This window comes from Neobacillus phoenicis, from assembly GCF_047302305.1.
Classification (GTDB): Bacteria; Bacillota; Bacilli; order Bacillales; family Cytobacillaceae; genus Neobacillus.
In genome coordinates this window covers 2,990,339-3,005,404 of record NZ_CP154847.1, presented here as the reverse complement: position 1 = coordinate 3,005,404, position 15,066 = coordinate 2,990,339, and the positions used below count along the sequence as shown (strand labels likewise).

The 15,066-nt window shown below is 36.3% G+C and carries 18 protein-coding genes; 13 read left to right on the top strand and 5 right to left on the bottom strand.

Annotated elements, in window-relative coordinates:
* Positions 1-127: 127 nt before the first annotated feature.
* From mtnA to AA0X95_RS15575, 9 genes are all read left to right on the top strand, one after another.
* A complete protein-coding gene (gene mtnA, locus AA0X95_RS15615; protein WP_413299350.1) occupies positions 128-1,174 on the top strand; it encodes an S-methyl-5-thioribose-1-phosphate isomerase in 1,047 nt (348 codons plus the stop codon).
* A gap of 24 nt (positions 1,175-1,198) precedes the next feature.
* Positions 1,199-1,993, top strand: a complete 795-nt coding sequence (locus AA0X95_RS15610) for a class II aldolase/adducin family protein (RefSeq protein ID WP_413299348.1) — start codon at positions 1,199-1,201, stop codon at positions 1,991-1,993.
* A gap of 154 nt (positions 1,994-2,147) precedes the next feature.
* On the top strand, positions 2,148-2,684 hold the full coding sequence (locus tag AA0X95_RS15605; RefSeq protein ID WP_413299346.1) for a redoxin domain-containing protein: 537 nt from the start codon (positions 2,148-2,150) through the stop codon (positions 2,682-2,684).
* 155 nt (positions 2,685-2,839) lie between these two features.
* Positions 2,840-2,971, top strand: a complete 132-nt coding sequence (locus AA0X95_RS15600) for an FbpB family small basic protein (RefSeq protein ID WP_413299344.1) — start codon at positions 2,840-2,842, stop codon at positions 2,969-2,971.
* Between the two features lie 68 nt (positions 2,972-3,039).
* Positions 3,040-3,180, top strand: coding sequence for an acid-soluble spore protein N (locus AA0X95_RS15595; protein WP_335527850.1), 141 nt, complete (start codon positions 3,040-3,042; stop codon positions 3,178-3,180).
* Positions 3,181-3,321: 141 nt separating this feature from the next.
* The gene (gene tlp, locus AA0X95_RS15590; RefSeq protein WP_413299342.1) at positions 3,322-3,552 is read left to right on the top strand and encodes a small acid-soluble spore protein Tlp; all 231 of its coding nucleotides are present in this window, start codon (positions 3,322-3,324) and stop codon (positions 3,550-3,552) included.
* Between the two features lie 134 nt (positions 3,553-3,686).
* Positions 3,687-6,017 (top strand): AAA family ATPase, encoded by a 2,331-nt coding sequence (locus tag AA0X95_RS15585; RefSeq protein WP_413299340.1) that lies wholly within the window; start codon positions 3,687-3,689, stop codon positions 6,015-6,017.
* 28 nt (positions 6,018-6,045) lie between these two features.
* Complete coding sequence (locus tag AA0X95_RS15580; RefSeq protein WP_413299338.1) at positions 6,046-6,474, top strand: acyl-CoA thioesterase; 429 nt, start codon at positions 6,046-6,048, stop codon at positions 6,472-6,474.
* 54 nt (positions 6,475-6,528) lie between these two features.
* Positions 6,529-6,825: a hypothetical protein gene (locus AA0X95_RS15575; RefSeq protein WP_413299336.1), complete on the top strand. Its 297-nt coding sequence runs from the start codon at positions 6,529-6,531 to the stop codon at positions 6,823-6,825.
* A 200-nt stretch (positions 6,826-7,025) separates the two neighbouring features.
* On the opposite strand, the gene AA0X95_RS15570 is transcribed toward AA0X95_RS15575, so the two are convergent.
* From AA0X95_RS15570 to plsY, 5 genes are all read right to left on the bottom strand, one after another.
* Complete coding sequence (locus AA0X95_RS15570; RefSeq protein WP_413299334.1) at positions 7,026-7,316, bottom strand: HesB/YadR/YfhF family protein; 291 nt, start codon at positions 7,314-7,316, stop codon at positions 7,026-7,028.
* 74 nt (positions 7,317-7,390) lie between these two features.
* Positions 7,391-7,714 carry a CPBP family intramembrane glutamic endopeptidase gene (locus AA0X95_RS15565; RefSeq protein ID WP_413299332.1) on the bottom strand — a complete coding sequence of 108 codons (324 nt, stop codon included), beginning with the start codon at positions 7,712-7,714 and terminating at the stop codon, positions 7,391-7,393.
* 517 nt (positions 7,715-8,231) lie between these two features.
* Positions 8,232-9,380 carry a CapA family protein gene (locus tag AA0X95_RS15560; RefSeq protein ID WP_413299330.1) on the bottom strand — a complete coding sequence of 383 codons (1,149 nt, stop codon included), beginning with the start codon at positions 9,378-9,380 and terminating at the stop codon, positions 8,232-8,234.
* A 149-nt stretch (positions 9,381-9,529) separates the two neighbouring features.
* Positions 9,530-9,706: a hypothetical protein gene (locus AA0X95_RS15555; RefSeq protein WP_413299328.1), complete on the bottom strand. Its 177-nt coding sequence runs from the start codon at positions 9,704-9,706 to the stop codon at positions 9,530-9,532.
* A gap of 123 nt (positions 9,707-9,829) precedes the next feature.
* On the bottom strand, positions 9,830-10,414 hold the full coding sequence (gene plsY / locus AA0X95_RS15550) for a glycerol-3-phosphate 1-O-acyltransferase PlsY (RefSeq protein ID WP_413299326.1): 585 nt from the start codon (positions 10,412-10,414) through the stop codon (positions 9,830-9,832).
* Positions 10,415-10,594: 180 nt separating this feature from the next.
* Here plsY and AA0X95_RS15545 point away from each other — a divergent pair, with 180 nt between their 5' ends.
* From AA0X95_RS15545 to AA0X95_RS15530, 4 genes are all read left to right on the top strand, one after another.
* Positions 10,595-12,334, top strand: a complete 1,740-nt coding sequence (locus tag AA0X95_RS15545; RefSeq protein ID WP_413299324.1) for a glycosyl hydrolase family 18 protein — start codon at positions 10,595-10,597, stop codon at positions 12,332-12,334.
* A gap of 260 nt (positions 12,335-12,594) precedes the next feature.
* A complete protein-coding gene (locus tag AA0X95_RS15540) occupies positions 12,595-13,497 on the top strand; it encodes a diguanylate cyclase domain-containing protein (RefSeq protein WP_413299322.1) in 903 nt (300 codons plus the stop codon).
* Between the two features lie 12 nt (positions 13,498-13,509).
* Positions 13,510-14,439 (top strand): sensor histidine kinase, encoded by a 930-nt coding sequence (locus tag AA0X95_RS15535; RefSeq protein WP_413299320.1) that lies wholly within the window; start codon positions 13,510-13,512, stop codon positions 14,437-14,439.
* Between the two features lie 114 nt (positions 14,440-14,553).
* Entirely contained in the window at positions 14,554-14,970 is a 417-nt protein-coding gene (locus AA0X95_RS15530; RefSeq protein WP_413299318.1) for a CoA-binding protein, read from the top strand.
* The last annotated feature ends 96 nt before the right edge of the window (positions 14,971-15,066 follow it).

Sequence of the window (15,066 nt, the reverse complement as noted above, 5' to 3'; positions counted from 1 at the left end):
ATAGAAAGAATTCCAATTTTTAAAAATGAAAGTATTGCATATGTGATGAATATTGTTAAAATTACAAAGGTAGTAGTACTTTTATAAAAATAATTACTTCTGAGTGAACAATGAGGAGATGTTTTTTATGGAACACGCTTTTTTACAATCCGTATCTTATGATAATGGGATATTAAAAATATTAGACCAAACTAAAATTCCAAATGTAACAGAATTTCTTGAAATCACTAAAATTGAAGATGCATGGGATGCCATTAAACAATTAAAGGTTCGAGGTGCACCAGCAATCGGAATAGCTGCTGCTTATGGGTTAGTAGTAGGTATAAAGGATGCACCAGAAAATTCCTTCGACGATTTTTATGCTCATTTTAAAAAGCATGCTGATTATTTAGCTACGTCACGACCAACTGCCGTCAACTTATTTTGGGCGTTAAACCGGATGGATGAGCGTGCACAAAAGGAGAAAGACCAACCTGTACAACAAATAAAAGCAGCACTCGAAAATGAAGCACATACCATCCGTAATGAAGACGAAGAGGTTTGCCGGACCATTGGAGAGTATGCATTAACGCTTTTAAATGATGGGATGGGTGTTCTTACCCATTGTAATGCAGGCGGAATTGCAACCGCAAGATATGGAACAGCACTCGCACCCCTTTACTTAGCAAAAGAAAAAGGGTGGAATATCAAGGTATTTGCTGATGAAACAAGACCGCTTCTACAGGGTGCTCGTTTGACAGCATGGGAACTTATGCAAGCGGGAATTGATGTCACTCTAATCACTGATAATATGGCTGCAATGGTTATGCAAAAAGGTTGGGTGCAAGCGGTAATTGTGGGATGTGACCGAGTTGCAGCGAATGGTGATGTAGCAAATAAAATTGGAACGTATGGAGTAGCGTTATTAGCGAAAGCACATAACATTCCGTTTTATGTTGCTGCACCTATTTCAACGATCGATTTAGAAACTAAAACCGGGGATGAAATCCCGATTGAAGAACGTGAGGCGGCTGAAATTACTGAAGGTTTTGGAAAAAGAACGGCTCCCGAGGGTGTGAAGGTATTTAATCCTGCGTTTGATGTTACACCAAAAGAGCTTGTAACAGCTATTATTACAGAAAAGGGCATACTAACAGGAAATTACCAAGAAGAGCTTCCAAAACTTTTTAAATGATAAAAGTGGAAAGCGGGTATGTACATGATTTCTGAAATTAAATATAAAAAACAAATTTGTGAAATTGGAAAAAGAATTTATGACAAAGGGTTTGTTGCTGCAAACGATGGAAACATTTCGATTCGGCTTTGTGAGGATGAATTTCTGATAACCCCTACAGGTGTTAGTAAAGGCTTTATGACTCCAGAAATGATTGTCAAAGTGAACGCGGCGGGTGAAGTATTAGAGGGGGCCCACCGCCCGACTTCTGAAATGAAAATGCACATGCTTGTGTACCAAGAGAGGCCTGACATACAAGCTATTGTGCATGTTCATCCACCCTATGCCACTGCGTTTGCTATTGCAGGAATCCCTTTAGATCAAGCCATTATGCCAGAGTCTGTAGTCTATCTTGGTACCATTCCTGTGGCAGAGTATGGAACCCCTTCAACGGAAGAGGTACCAAATGCGGTGAAGAAATATGTTTACGACCATCAAGGGGTCTTATTAGAAAACCACGGAGCGTTAACATGGGGAAGAGACCTTGAACATGCCTATTTCCTAATGGAATCGATGGAATTTACAGCTAAAATTAACTGGATCGCTAAGCAAATAAGTGGGGATCGGGAGCTATCGAAGAAACATGTTCAAAGGTTAGTTGAAATGAAAGCGAGAATAGGTATAAAAGGGAATTCACCAATAGGTGTTGATACGGAAACTGGTGTTCATGCGATGAAACCTACACCCTCCAATGAAAAAAGCTTATCTAAACAGGATTTTCAAACAATTGTTGAGAATGTAACGAAAAATATTTTGGACGAGTTGAAGAAACATTTGTAAAAAGCAAGCTATTTGTGCTTGCTTTTTCCTTTTTCCTACTTATCCTTTAGAGTTAATAAAATTGTCACAGTTTCGGCATATCCCAGTTTTGTTTCAACTGAGATTATAGTGTAAAATCGATGTAGCAGATTAACAAACAAAGGAGGAGTCGGGGATGATAAAGAAAATAATCGCTGCCGTTGTTTTAGTTTCTCTCCTTACAGTAGCAATTGTACAAGCAATGGATAAAAAGACAGAGGCACCCGAAACGACAAGTCAAGCAACAGCTAATAAAGAAGGTTTATCAATAGGAGCAAAAGCACCTGATTTTGAATTAAAAACTTTAACAGGTGAAACCGTGAAGCTCTCTAATTTAAAAGGAAAAAAAGTTATGCTTAACTTCTGGGCTACCTGGTGTCCACCATGTAAAGCAGAAATGCCTGAAATGGAGCAATTTTCTAAGCAGGCGGGAGAAGATGTTGTTATTCTAGCTGTAAACATTGACCCACAGCTGGATGTCCAAGGTTTTGTAAACGAAAATAAGATTACCTTCCCCGTCCTCTTAGATGCTGAAGACAAAGTGAATGAAGCCTATCAGGTATTATCAATCCCTACCACCTATTTTATTAATACAAAAGGAGTTATTAAAAATAAATTTACGGGATCAATGACACTTGATGTGATGAAGGACTTTACAGAAAAACTAAAATAGTATTGAAGACATTGGTTTTAGCCGATGTCTTTTTTCTTTGCCAAATTAAAAAGTAAGAAATAACTCTTTTTAATTAATTTTCAAAAAGTTGTAATAATTGAAACCGTTTCCGGGCATAATAACTGTTACAATAGGTATTAAGGAAGGTGATACTAATGAGAAAACCTAGAAAACGCTCATTTGCAGAACTTGTTTTAGAAAATAAATCACAATTATTAAAAGATCGTGCTGCTATGGAAAAAATTGAACAGCGTATAGAAGAAAAGCGTCTCGGAAAAGCCGAGTAACCTCAAAAGTTTACCAATTATGTTTTCCATCCTTATGGACAAAATGTTACTAAGGAGGGATTACAACTATGGGTAAAGGGTATCAAACTAAACGTTTTCAACCAGACCATGTTGGAACACAACCACGTGGATTCAGTGGGAATAAAGGAAAAAAGATGAATGATACATCAGGTAAACACGCTCAGGTAATTCAAACCAAAGGTGAATAATAGATGAATTGATAAGGCCTACTATTTCAGTAGGTCTTTTTTATATTGAAGTTGAAAATTTCATTTTTTTCTCTGTGATAATTTTTTGCTACCGTTACAAACTATATCTGTAGTAAATACATTTTAAGGAGGAATTAGACGATGGCCTACAATAACAAACCCAATCCTGATGATCGTAGCGATAATGTCGAAAAACTTCAATCAATGATTCATAATACAATTGAAAATATGGAAGCTGCTGAAGAATCGCTTGCTTTTACCGACAGTGAGCAACAGCGCCAACAAATCGAATCGAAGAATCAACGGAGACGTGAAAGTATCGACTCATTCCGCTCAGAAATCAAAGATGAATCCCAAAATCAACAAAGCTAAATGACAAGCAAAAAGAACCTGTTCCATTTTTTGGACAGGTTCTTTTTTTAACTGAATTGCTTTCTTAGGACAGGAAATTTCTTATGCGTCCGCTTGTTATGGTAAGATAGAAGGGAAATTTTTAAAAAGAAGTGATGATTTTGAAACAACAAACTAACCATCGAACTCCATATATGGAACAAATCAAGCAGTGGGAAAAGGAACTGAATGAAACAGGTGTCCTTTCTAATGAAGGTCAGCTTATAAGTGCGATTAATCAGGAAACAGATACAAAATCCCTTTCCAAGCTTTTGACGCTTGGGGCACGCTCAAGACTAGGTCGAGATAAAAAGGACACTTTAGCGGCAGTTTGGTTTGCTCAAGCCCTCGAACTTGACCCTGAAAACCAGAGGGCTAAGGAATTTAGTATTCAATCTGACTGGAAGAAAATGAAGGATTTTATGGCTCCACTTTCGTTCCCGCCTATAAGAGAAACGGATAACCGTTCGGCCAAGAAAAAAACAGCTGAGCAGTACATAGATATTTGCCAGAGCTTTTTAAAAGGAGCAGAAGAACAATTAAAAGACTTACAAACAAAAGTGGATCTAGCTTCCACTATGGTAAATAAACAGTTTTTTCTTAAATATCAGAAACTGTCTGACTTACTATTTGCTGCAATAGAGGAAACAGGAAGTCTGTTAAAAGCTGCGAAAGAATATGATCAGTCTATTACCGGCGTCTTCCATACATCTACTTTTTTTGAGGATTTAAAATTGCATATGGCCAACGTAGATGAAGTAAAAAGAACGTGGGAACAGCAATTTCTTGAAGAACAATCCGCAAAAAGCACAGAAGAAAACGCATTAGATGAGTTAAATAGCATGATTGGGTTGGATTTGGTAAAAAAACGCGTGAATGATTTTTACCGATTCTTAAAATACCAGAAGCAACGGAAAGAGCTTGGTTTTCAAGTCAAAGATGAATTAAGTTTAAATATGATTTTAACTGGAAACCCCGGAACTGGTAAAACAACACTTGCTCGTTTATTGGCAAAAATTTATTATGAATTGGGTGTACTACCGCGGGAAGAAGTAATTGAGACAGACCGCTCTCAACTAGTCGGGGGCTTTGTAGGACAAACAGAGGAAAACGTTCGATCCATCGTTGAAAAATCAATTGGCGGCGTATTATTTATTGATGAAGCCTATAGCTTAAAACGTGAGGGACAAACGGGAAATGATTATGGTCAATCTGCAATTGATACTTTGGTTTCACTAATGACAGGTAGTGAATACGGCGGAAGATTTGCGGTTATTTTAGCAGGGTATCCTGAAGAGATGCGCTCGTTCATAGACGCTAATCCTGGATTACGAAGTCGTTTTCCTCAATCAAATTTTATTCATTTATCTAATTATTCGAACGAGGAGTTAATTCAGATTGCCGAAAAAGTGGCTTTAGACAATGATTATCTGCTTACCGAGGAATCAAAAAGCGAAATTGAGCATCGGCTTGAACAAGAACGAGTGGATGAAACCTTTGGGAATGCGAGAACAGCACGAAATATTGTTTTAGATGCGATTTTTAAAAAGGGGTCAGAGAGGCAATCAGAAGAAAATGAACTTTTAGATTATATGCTCCTCAACAAAGAAGATTTTCGTATGGAAAAAGATGACTGCACAGATTCACCACAGGAAAAACTCGATCAGCTCATTGGTCTTACAGCCCTAAAAGAGGAAATGAGATCATTAATATCATTTGTAAAAATGCAACAGTTTAGAAGAAAACAGGGATTACCGACAGTACCCATTCAACTTCATGCTGTATTTACTGGAAATCCTGGTACCGGAAAAACAACTGTGGCTAAAATTTATGCTGAGTACTTAAAAGAATGCGGTATTTTGAAACGAGGACACCTTATTGTTGCTAGCAGGGCTGATTTCGTCGCTGGTTATGTTGGGCAAACTGCCGGGAAAACAAAGAAAAAGATTAAGGAAGCACTAGGTGGTGTGTTATTCATAGACGAAGCTTATTCGCTCCTTAGTCATTCAAACAACGATTTCGGGAAAGAGGTTATTGATACACTTGTCGATGAAATGACAAAGCAAAACGAAAACCTAGTGGTAGTCCTTGCAGGCTACCCAAATGAAATGGATCAGCTCTTGGAAAGCAATCCAGGGCTTCGCTCAAGGTTTAAAAAATACTTCCTATTCCCAGATTACTCTTCAGAGGAATTACTTGAAATCATGGCCAGGTATGCCGAAAGTTTTCAATACCATTTAACAGAGGATGCAAAGAAGCGATTGATTGAGACCATTGAAACAGAAGATTCTAGAGGGAACGGACGTTTTGCTACAAACGTGGTGGATGAAATGATTCAAGCACAAGCTTCACGGCTAATGAATGTAGAACAGGATCAGGAACTTATTGAAAAATCGATGTTCCTTGAAGCAGAAGATGTTAATGTGGCCTTAAGTAAAATAAAATAATTTTAAAGAGATGAGAGGAACGTTGTCCGTGGAGAACTTTTTTATTTCGACTAGAGAGATTCAACTTTACTATGCAGATACAGATATGATGGGTGTCATTTACCATGCAAATTATTTAAAGTTTTTTGAACTAGGCAGAACAGGGTTTATTGAGGATCTTGGCTATAATTACTTAGCAATGGAAGAGTCTGGTTACTATGCTCCCGTATATGATATTCAAATTACTTACAAAAAACCGTTACGCTATGGCGATAAAGCCTTTGTTAAAACGTGGGTAGAGTTAAATGATGGGATAAAAACTATTTATGGATATACGATTATTAATGGGAACGAAGAAATATGTGCAGAAGGAACATCTACGCATATTATTGTTAAAAAGGATAATTTCAGACCCACCTCCTTTAAAAAGGCCTTTCCGGAATGGTATTTAAAATATGAGGAAGTAAAGAAAAAATAGCTTAGAGTTCCTCAAAAAAGCTACTTCCTGATACTTATAGAATGGGGTGACGAAGTGGCATTCGGTATAAAGAGACAGGAAATTATAGATTGGAAAAGAAAAATTGACAGGGGAGAAATTGCTTTTTTAACTCATTATTGGCTGGATGACCGCTTTCCAGGAGCAAAAACCGTAACAAAGGTAGGTTGTCATGATCTTGAAAAACTCGCAGCATGGGGTAAACAATATGGTTTAAAAAAGGAATGGATTCATCTTAGACCGGATGGGTATTCTCATTTTGATTTAATTGGAGATAGGGGCAATAATGTTTTACAAAAGGCGGGCTTACTTGAGCATATATGGAGTGAATAAAAAGAGGCTGGCTCATCCATGAGTCAACCTCTTTTGCTTATTACATTATAGGAAAGTGTAAAATTCGACTTTGAGAATTGTCCAGCTCCAGCGCCTAGCCCCTCGGGTCAAATAACCTTCGGCAATAAAAGTTAAAAGGCGGACTTTTCTTGCCGAAGAACATTTGCCTGTCGGGGCTGATCAAGGCGCTTGCGCTTTTCTTATTTATTATATTGAAAAATAGGTTCTTCATATGTTTCTTGATAGTCAATTGTTAAATCATGTTCATCAAAAAACCATACATCTTTTTCTTCAATATAGAAGATAATTCCGTCCATCTCTGTTTTTGTACCGATATCAATGGGTTCTTCTGTTGAGATTCCTAAAGAAAAGCCACTTTGTACTGTGCTGCATCCTCCGTACCGAGCATAAAAGCGAACATAATCTCCATTTTTAAGACCTAGCTCTCTTTTGTACCATGCTACAGCCTCATTTGTAATATGTATTTTCATGTAATGGACTCCTTTCTAGCTGCTATTTATTTTATTATATAAGAAAAGCGGATGAGAATCGAATGATTCGAACTTTATAACGGCATAACTATCCAGCCAAGAAGTATCAGAAGGATCGTAATGGTGCAATGAATCATAATGGAAGGTAGCAAACTCTTTGATTTTACAGTGAGGAACCCAAATAATACACCCAATAGGAAATAGAAGACACTTATTTTTAATGAGTAACCAAACATTGTTGTATTTAGCCCATATGAAGCACTACTTAGTAAAATCCCCAAACGCTTGCTACTCATTCGGATAAACTGCTTATATAAAATTCCTCGCCATAATAATTCCTCTAAAAAAGAATTCATCGCAGAAAAAAGTAGAATGAAGCTGAGTTTTAAAATAGTCATATCTCCCGCCTTCATTACAAGGACAAGTATTATACTTAATCCAAGCAGAGTTAGGATGATATAAAATAGCTGCAAGAAGGAGATCGTGAAACGGCTGTTTATTTGAATGGGCGAATTCCTTATTAAGCTAATGTAAGAATAGCCTATAGGCTTATTAAATTTCTTTATCACATAGGTTATTAGTAAAATAGGGAACGTGTATAACAATTGACTTATTAATACAAGTGCAAAAGGAGAAAGGGAGGACGCACCGATAAAATGGTCTGCATAGCCTATGAGTAAATTACCTAGAAAAAAGGAAACGATCATCCAGACAAATAGCCGATTGTTTTCCTTAAAAAAAGCAACTAGTATTAGTAAAGCTAAAAGGATCATAAAGAAAAATGAATAAAAACCTCTTGTAAAAAGGAAGGACAAAATAATAAAAAGTCAACCTAACAACAAACCATTAGAGTTTCTAATGACCACAATACTTTTCTCCTTTCTTACAAATTGTTAATTAGAAAAAAGCCCCGTCTTACCGGAGCCATTGTTTCATATGTTGTTGAATTTCTATGTATTTTGAATCTGCATCCTTCAGCCCAAATGTTGCTGCATTTTCTAATGGAACAACCTTAAAGTGGTGATTTTTTTGACTAGTGACATAGGTTGGAAAGAAGGAAGGATTCGAAATTTCAATTGTCGTCCCTTTGTCTGTAATTTGTTGAGTTACATCGATTGTGGCTAAACCACCAATATCTTTATAATTATTATACTGAGCTGAAATAAAGTTGCCTAATGAATAAACCACAAATGCTTTCCTGCCATCTGATGTATTGAGCAATTCCATAGGTTGGAGGACATGGGGATGCGATCCAAATATGATATCCACACCTTCATTTGCCAAGAAACGAGCTAAATCCTTTTGATTATTTGTTGGAATTCGTTGATATTCATTCCCCCAATGAATGCTCATTACGACTATATCTGCCGCTTTTCTTGCTTGATGGATTTCTTCTTTCATTCTCTCACGGTCAATCAGGTTAACAATGAAATCCTTCCCTTTTGGTACGTGTATTCCATTTGTTCCGTATGTGTAGGAAAGGAAGCAGATTTTTATTCCATTTTTATTTATGATCCTTAAATTTTGTTGATCCTTTTCATCTACAAAGCTCCCCACATATGGTAAACCGATACTCTGTAAATAGGTAGCTTCTGATTGGACTCCTTTTAACCCTCTATCTAATATATGGTTATTGGCGGTTGAAACGATATCGACACCTGTATGAACGAGGGCATCGGCTACCTCATGGGGACTATTAAACCTAGGGTAACCTGAAAGTCCCAGTTCCAAGCCTCCAAGCATACTTTCTTGATTAGCTGTTAAAATATCCGGCTTTTCTAATAGCGCTTTCATATTTTCAAACATTGGATCGAAATTATAATTTTTTCCATTGAATGCATCTTGGTAGACTACATCGTGGATCAGTATGTCTCCAATTGCTCCAATTGTCACTCTTTCTATCAAACCTCGATTTACAAGTTGATAAGGTCGAGGACTGTGTTTTTTAGTAGGGTACACTTTCGCTTGGTTTTCGCCTTTTTGTTCTTTGACAAAGAGAAAGGAGGCAAGAGATACACATATAATAATAATAAATGCCGAGGGAATAATGGCTTTCTTTTTCATAAAATTCTCCTTGTACTAGGACGTAAAAGCAAATTATTTTAATTCTCCTTAATAATACTATAATATATTACTATGTTTTTTTTAAAATTTTATCTAAAAATGTAGAAAAAAAGAAGCTAACTAGGTACTAGTCAGCCTCTACACTACACTTATTCATCTTCTAATTCATCGAGGAACTGCAATAATTCATCGAAGTTTTTGGTCACTTTTATTGGGGAAAGACCCTCTGTTTCTTCAAGATTCATAAACTCGACAATAAAGTCATTTACATTGGTGCTATCTGATACAACGGTTGAAAATTTAAGTTCTTGTTTTACAATTTGCATTATGATCCCCCTCCATTACCTGACTTATTCCTACTCTTATTCTATAGGAAATAAAAGGGATATGACTGAAAGGATTTCGACATTTTCATGAAAAATGGCTATAAAAGAACCGATTTGGTTCTTTTATAGCCATTTGATTTTTGGTTCTGTCTTATTAATGATTCTCTTAATATTTGCCCGGTGGCGGTATATGACAAATGACGCTAATAACGATACCGCAATTAGTAACGGGACATTCCAAATGATTATTGCGTAAATGACTGCACAGAGGCCAGCAATCATAGAAGATAAAGAAACATATTTAGTTATGTACAGACCTAGAAAAAAGACAACCAAAACTGTGATGAACATAAATGGAGCACAAAGTAGTAAAACTCCTCCTGATGTGGCAACCGCTTTACCTCCACGGAATCCCGCAAAAATAGGGTAAGTGTGACCAATAACAGCAAGTCCACCGGCTAGCAATGGGTTAATATCTACATGAAAGAGATAGGGTAAAGAAGCTGCTAAGGTTCCTTTCAAAATATCAGCAAGAGTAACGGCAATTCCTGCTTTTACTCCAAGTGTTCGAAAAGTGTTCGTACCTCCTAAATTTCCGCTTCCGTGCTGACGAATATCGGTTTTATAAAACGCTTTACCGATAATTAACCCAGAGGGGATTGAGCCTAACAAATAGGCAAGGATCAAGACTAAAATAATTTGAACCATTCATAATTTCTCCTTCGATAAAAGATCCAGTTCTTTTATTTTACCATGTTCTGATTAAAAAACACTATTGCTTTATCGATTAAGTTTAATAATTAGTAAAGAAAGTGCTGAAAGAGGTTTAAAAATACCTTCTCAATTACAATAAGATACCTTAGGATAGAAATAAGGAGGAAGGGAAACATGGCACGACTAGAATATACAAAAAATAATAAACTATCAACCAAATGGCTAATAGGAGGAGTAATAGGTGCTATTTTACTTATTATCTCTTCTATTCTTCTTATACTTTATCCATTTGCATCCACTGAGAAAAAGGCCTATTTTCAAGGTCAGCACCCGATCCTTTTCAAGGGAATGCAACAAGGAAATGCTCATATTGAGGGAAACACCTTGTTTGTGCCACTTTCATTTGTGAAAAAAAATATTGATAGTACAATCCACTATGATGAGAAATCAAAATCCGTTATTATCACTACAACAGATAAAGTTATACAAATGCCAACTGAATCATTAAATTTTTTTGTGAATCAAAAGCCAGTAAAGTTACAGCTTTCTCCCATTCTTATGAAGAATGGAGAACTGTATATTGCACTTGATCCAATCCTTTCCTTTTACCCTGTTCAATACAAAACATTACCAGATAGTAATGCGTTATGGATTCAACAGGATGGCGACCAATACGAGAATGGTAGGTTAACAGAAAAGGAAATAAATAAGGAGAAACTTAGACTTCGCACGAAACCAACCTGGCAGTCACCCTATGTCGCTGAAATGAAAGCAAAAGAAGAGATTATCATCGAGGGTGAAAAAGACGAATTTTATCTAGTTAGGAATGCAAACGGTATTAGCGGTTATATCAAAAAAAATTATGTCTCTAAAATGGAGCACGTAAAGATATCTATAAAGCATGAGAGGAAGTCATTTCAATTACCTAAAATAAATGGCCCCATTCAGTTAACTTGGGAGGCCGTCTATACCAAGAATCCGGACATACAGAAAATACCTGAAATGACTGGATTAAATGTAATTTCCCCTACATGGTTTTCCCTTGCCAGCAACGATGGAGCAGTTAAAAACCTAGCCTCACTAGATTATAGTAAATGGGCACAAGGGAAGGGTTATCAGGTTTGGGGTGTGTTTTCTAATTCTTTTGATCCTCAATTGACCCACGAAGCATTCAAAGATTTCGATACAAGAGCAGCGATTATCCGTCAATTGCTTCACTTTAGTCAGATGTATCAACTTCAAGGAATGAACTTTGATATTGAAAATGTTAATCCAGAGGATGGTCCGTTAGTTACTCAATTCATGAGAGAGGCAGCACCCTATCTCCACGAAGCAGGTCTTGTTATTTCGATGGATATCACTTTTTCTGCAGGTGACAACAACAACTGGTCTTCATTTTATGAAAGGCAAAAGCTAGCTGAAATTGTCGACTACCTTATTGTTATGGCCTATGATGAGCATACCAATTCCTCTTCAGGATCAGGGAGTGTGGCAAGTTTTCCATGGGTGGAACAAAACCTTGAAAGACTTCTGACAGAAGTGCCCAAGGAAAAATTAATTCTTGGGGTTCCCTTATATGCTAGGCTCTGGAAGGAACAAATGAATGCAGATGGTACGGTTGAAATAACAGCAAAGGCACTAGCAATGGATAAAGTGAAAGCGTGGCTGACTGAAAAAGGTCTACAGCCAAAATATGATGAAAAAAGTGGCCAAAACTACGCAGAATTTTATGCAGCAGATGAAAAAGCGACCTATAAAATATGGATTGAGGATGAATTTTCATTGAATAAACGAGCAAAATTGGCGATCAAATATGAACTCGCTGGGATTGGTACTTGGTCCAGATTATTTGGAGATCAAACCGCTTGGACAGCATTAAATCTACTAGCTGATCGATCAGTAACGCAAAAATAATCAAAGGGTGGCACTCCTTTGATTATTTTTTTTCGCTATACGCTTTTTTTCATAGTAACTAAGAACAATTAGAGTCAAATTTATTACAAAAAAATGAAGAATTTTCAAACCATTTGTTAACTCATTGAAAGCGATGTATAGAGCCCATATAATTTAGATAAAATCAGATAAACAAGCAAAAAAAAGGCCGATTTCAAACAAACAAATGTGCCTTTTTTCTTACATAACGTTCATCAATCAAAGAAAGAGGTGATCATCATATGGCTAGCAATATCCCACAATATCTTATCTATCACTATCCTGATATTAAGGTGTTGTTTATTGAAGAAGAAAAATTTTCTCGTGAGAAGCTTTTTCGAATTTTGAAGCGCCGTTTTTCAACGATTTATGTTGCTAGCGCTATTGAGGAAGGTTTAAAGCTCTATCAGCAATATCAACCTGACATAATTATCATTGACATTACAATGGATCATCAGTTAGAAATGGTTCAACGGATAAGAGAAATGAATGATAAAGTACAGGTAATCCTTACAACCACAGATGATGATAATGATTTCTTTAATCACTGGATTCATGGTTACTCGAATCATATTATCCTAAAGCCCATAAATTTAGATTATTTCTTTCAAGCCATACAAGCATCTGTAGACCACATTCAATTGGAAAATGAAATGAAGAACAAAGTAGCAGCAGTTGATTACTTTGCAAATAGTATAGATCATGTGAAGTTCCATGAATATTTGAAAAATGAAGTAAAACATAACAAAACTTTTTCTATTATTAAAATGGAAATCGACTTCTTTCAAAAGATTATTGAATGTTTTGGGAAGAAAGCAGGTGAAGAAGTTTTATCCACCATTTCAACCATTATCCAACAGAGAATTGGAGAAAAGGATATTTTAGGTCATGGGAGAAGGGATGAATTCTTCCTTCTACTCCCCAATACTAAAGCAGATGTTGCTGTTGATCTTGCAGAGTCCCTTCGTTTTATAATTTGGACCTTTGATTTTAAAAGTATTGGAAAGGTTACATGCAGCTTTGGAGTTACTGAATATCTAAACTGTAAATCAAAGAAAGAGTTACTAGAAGAGGCAGAGATCGCACTCCATGAGTCAAAAAAGAATGGGCGTAATCGTGTAACATTGTTTAGCAAAGCTCATTAAGAAGGTGTCCAATTGTTATTTTTGTATATAACACTATCCCTAATCATTTCCATTATGGTGTTCATATTGTTCCACAGTTATAGTAAGATTCGTAAGTTAAGGAATCAACTTAAAAAAAGTGAAAGAAATTATCAAGATTTAACAGAAAAGTATAACTTGAAGAATCAAAAATTTGAAAGACGAATACAGGAAGAACTTGAAAAAAACAAGCAAAAGGATCTTCTATTAATCAGACATTCTAGATTCGCTGCAATGGGTGAAATGATTTCGAGTAGGGGTCAACAATGGCTTCAACCCCTAAATAGTTTATCACTATTAATTCAGGATGTCAGAGAAGCACGTGAATTTGGTGAAATTGATGATCAGTATATTAACCGCTTTACTGTGGAAGGTTTGGCTCAAATAAATGTGATGTCCGGTATAGTGAACGATTTACGAAAGTTTTACCAGCAAAATACCGAAAAAAGCTTCTTCTCTGTTGGTGATTCGATTGAGGATGCATTAACCATGTTTTCCTCAAGCCTTAAAAACCATAATATTCAGGTCTCATTCGAATATAGGGGACAACATATCGGATATGGATATCCAAATGAATTTAGCCAGGTTATGGTTATTCTATTTTCAATCTTTCGAGATATTTTTGTGGATAAAAATATAAAAAAACGCAAATTGGTAATAAAATTACAGGAATCGAAAGAATGTGTCATTGTAGAGGTCTTTGAAAATTCAGGTGATATCTACCCTGCTCACATTCAGAAGATATTTGACCCGTATTTCTCCATTCGTTCTGATGAATCCGGATTGGACCATTATATAGCAAAAATGATCCTTGAGAAAATGGATGGTCGGATTTCTGTTGAAAATACAATCGATGGAGCCAAATTTCACATTTCACTGCCAAAGTGTGCTGTTTCAACTGAACGAGAGGCTGTTTCCGTATAAATAATTTCGTTAGCTCCTGACTAATTCGGGGGCTTTTTTAATTTTGAAAGCGTTACATTATGATTTTTACTACGTTAACGGTAAAATAAAAGAAAAAAGCTAGGAGTGAGTAATATGACAGTTGATATCCCAAGTCGCGAAGAGCTAGGTGCAATTTTAAAGAAAGCAAAAAGAATTGCTGTTGTAGGTTTAAGCAATAATCCTGAACGTACCTCCTATCAGGTTACTGCAGCAATGCAAAAGGCAGGCTATGAGATTATCCCCGTGAATCCTACTATTGATGGGGAAGTACTTGGTGTAAAAGCCGTCGCATCACTAAAAGATATCGAAGGTCATATTGATATCGTAAACGTTTTCCGTCGTTCCGAACAGTTATTCGATGTTGCAAAGGAATTTGCTGACATTGATGCAGATATCTTTTGGGCCCAGCTTGGTCTTATCAATGAAGAAGCTTATACATTCCTTAAAGAAAAGGGATATACGGTTGTTATGGACCGCTGCATTAAAGTCGAGCATGCATTAACAAAATAATGTTCAAAAAAACTGCTAAACATTAGCAGTTTTTTCTATTTTTTTAAGCAAAAAGCGAGGAAAATGATATGACAAATATATGTTGTTTTAAATTAC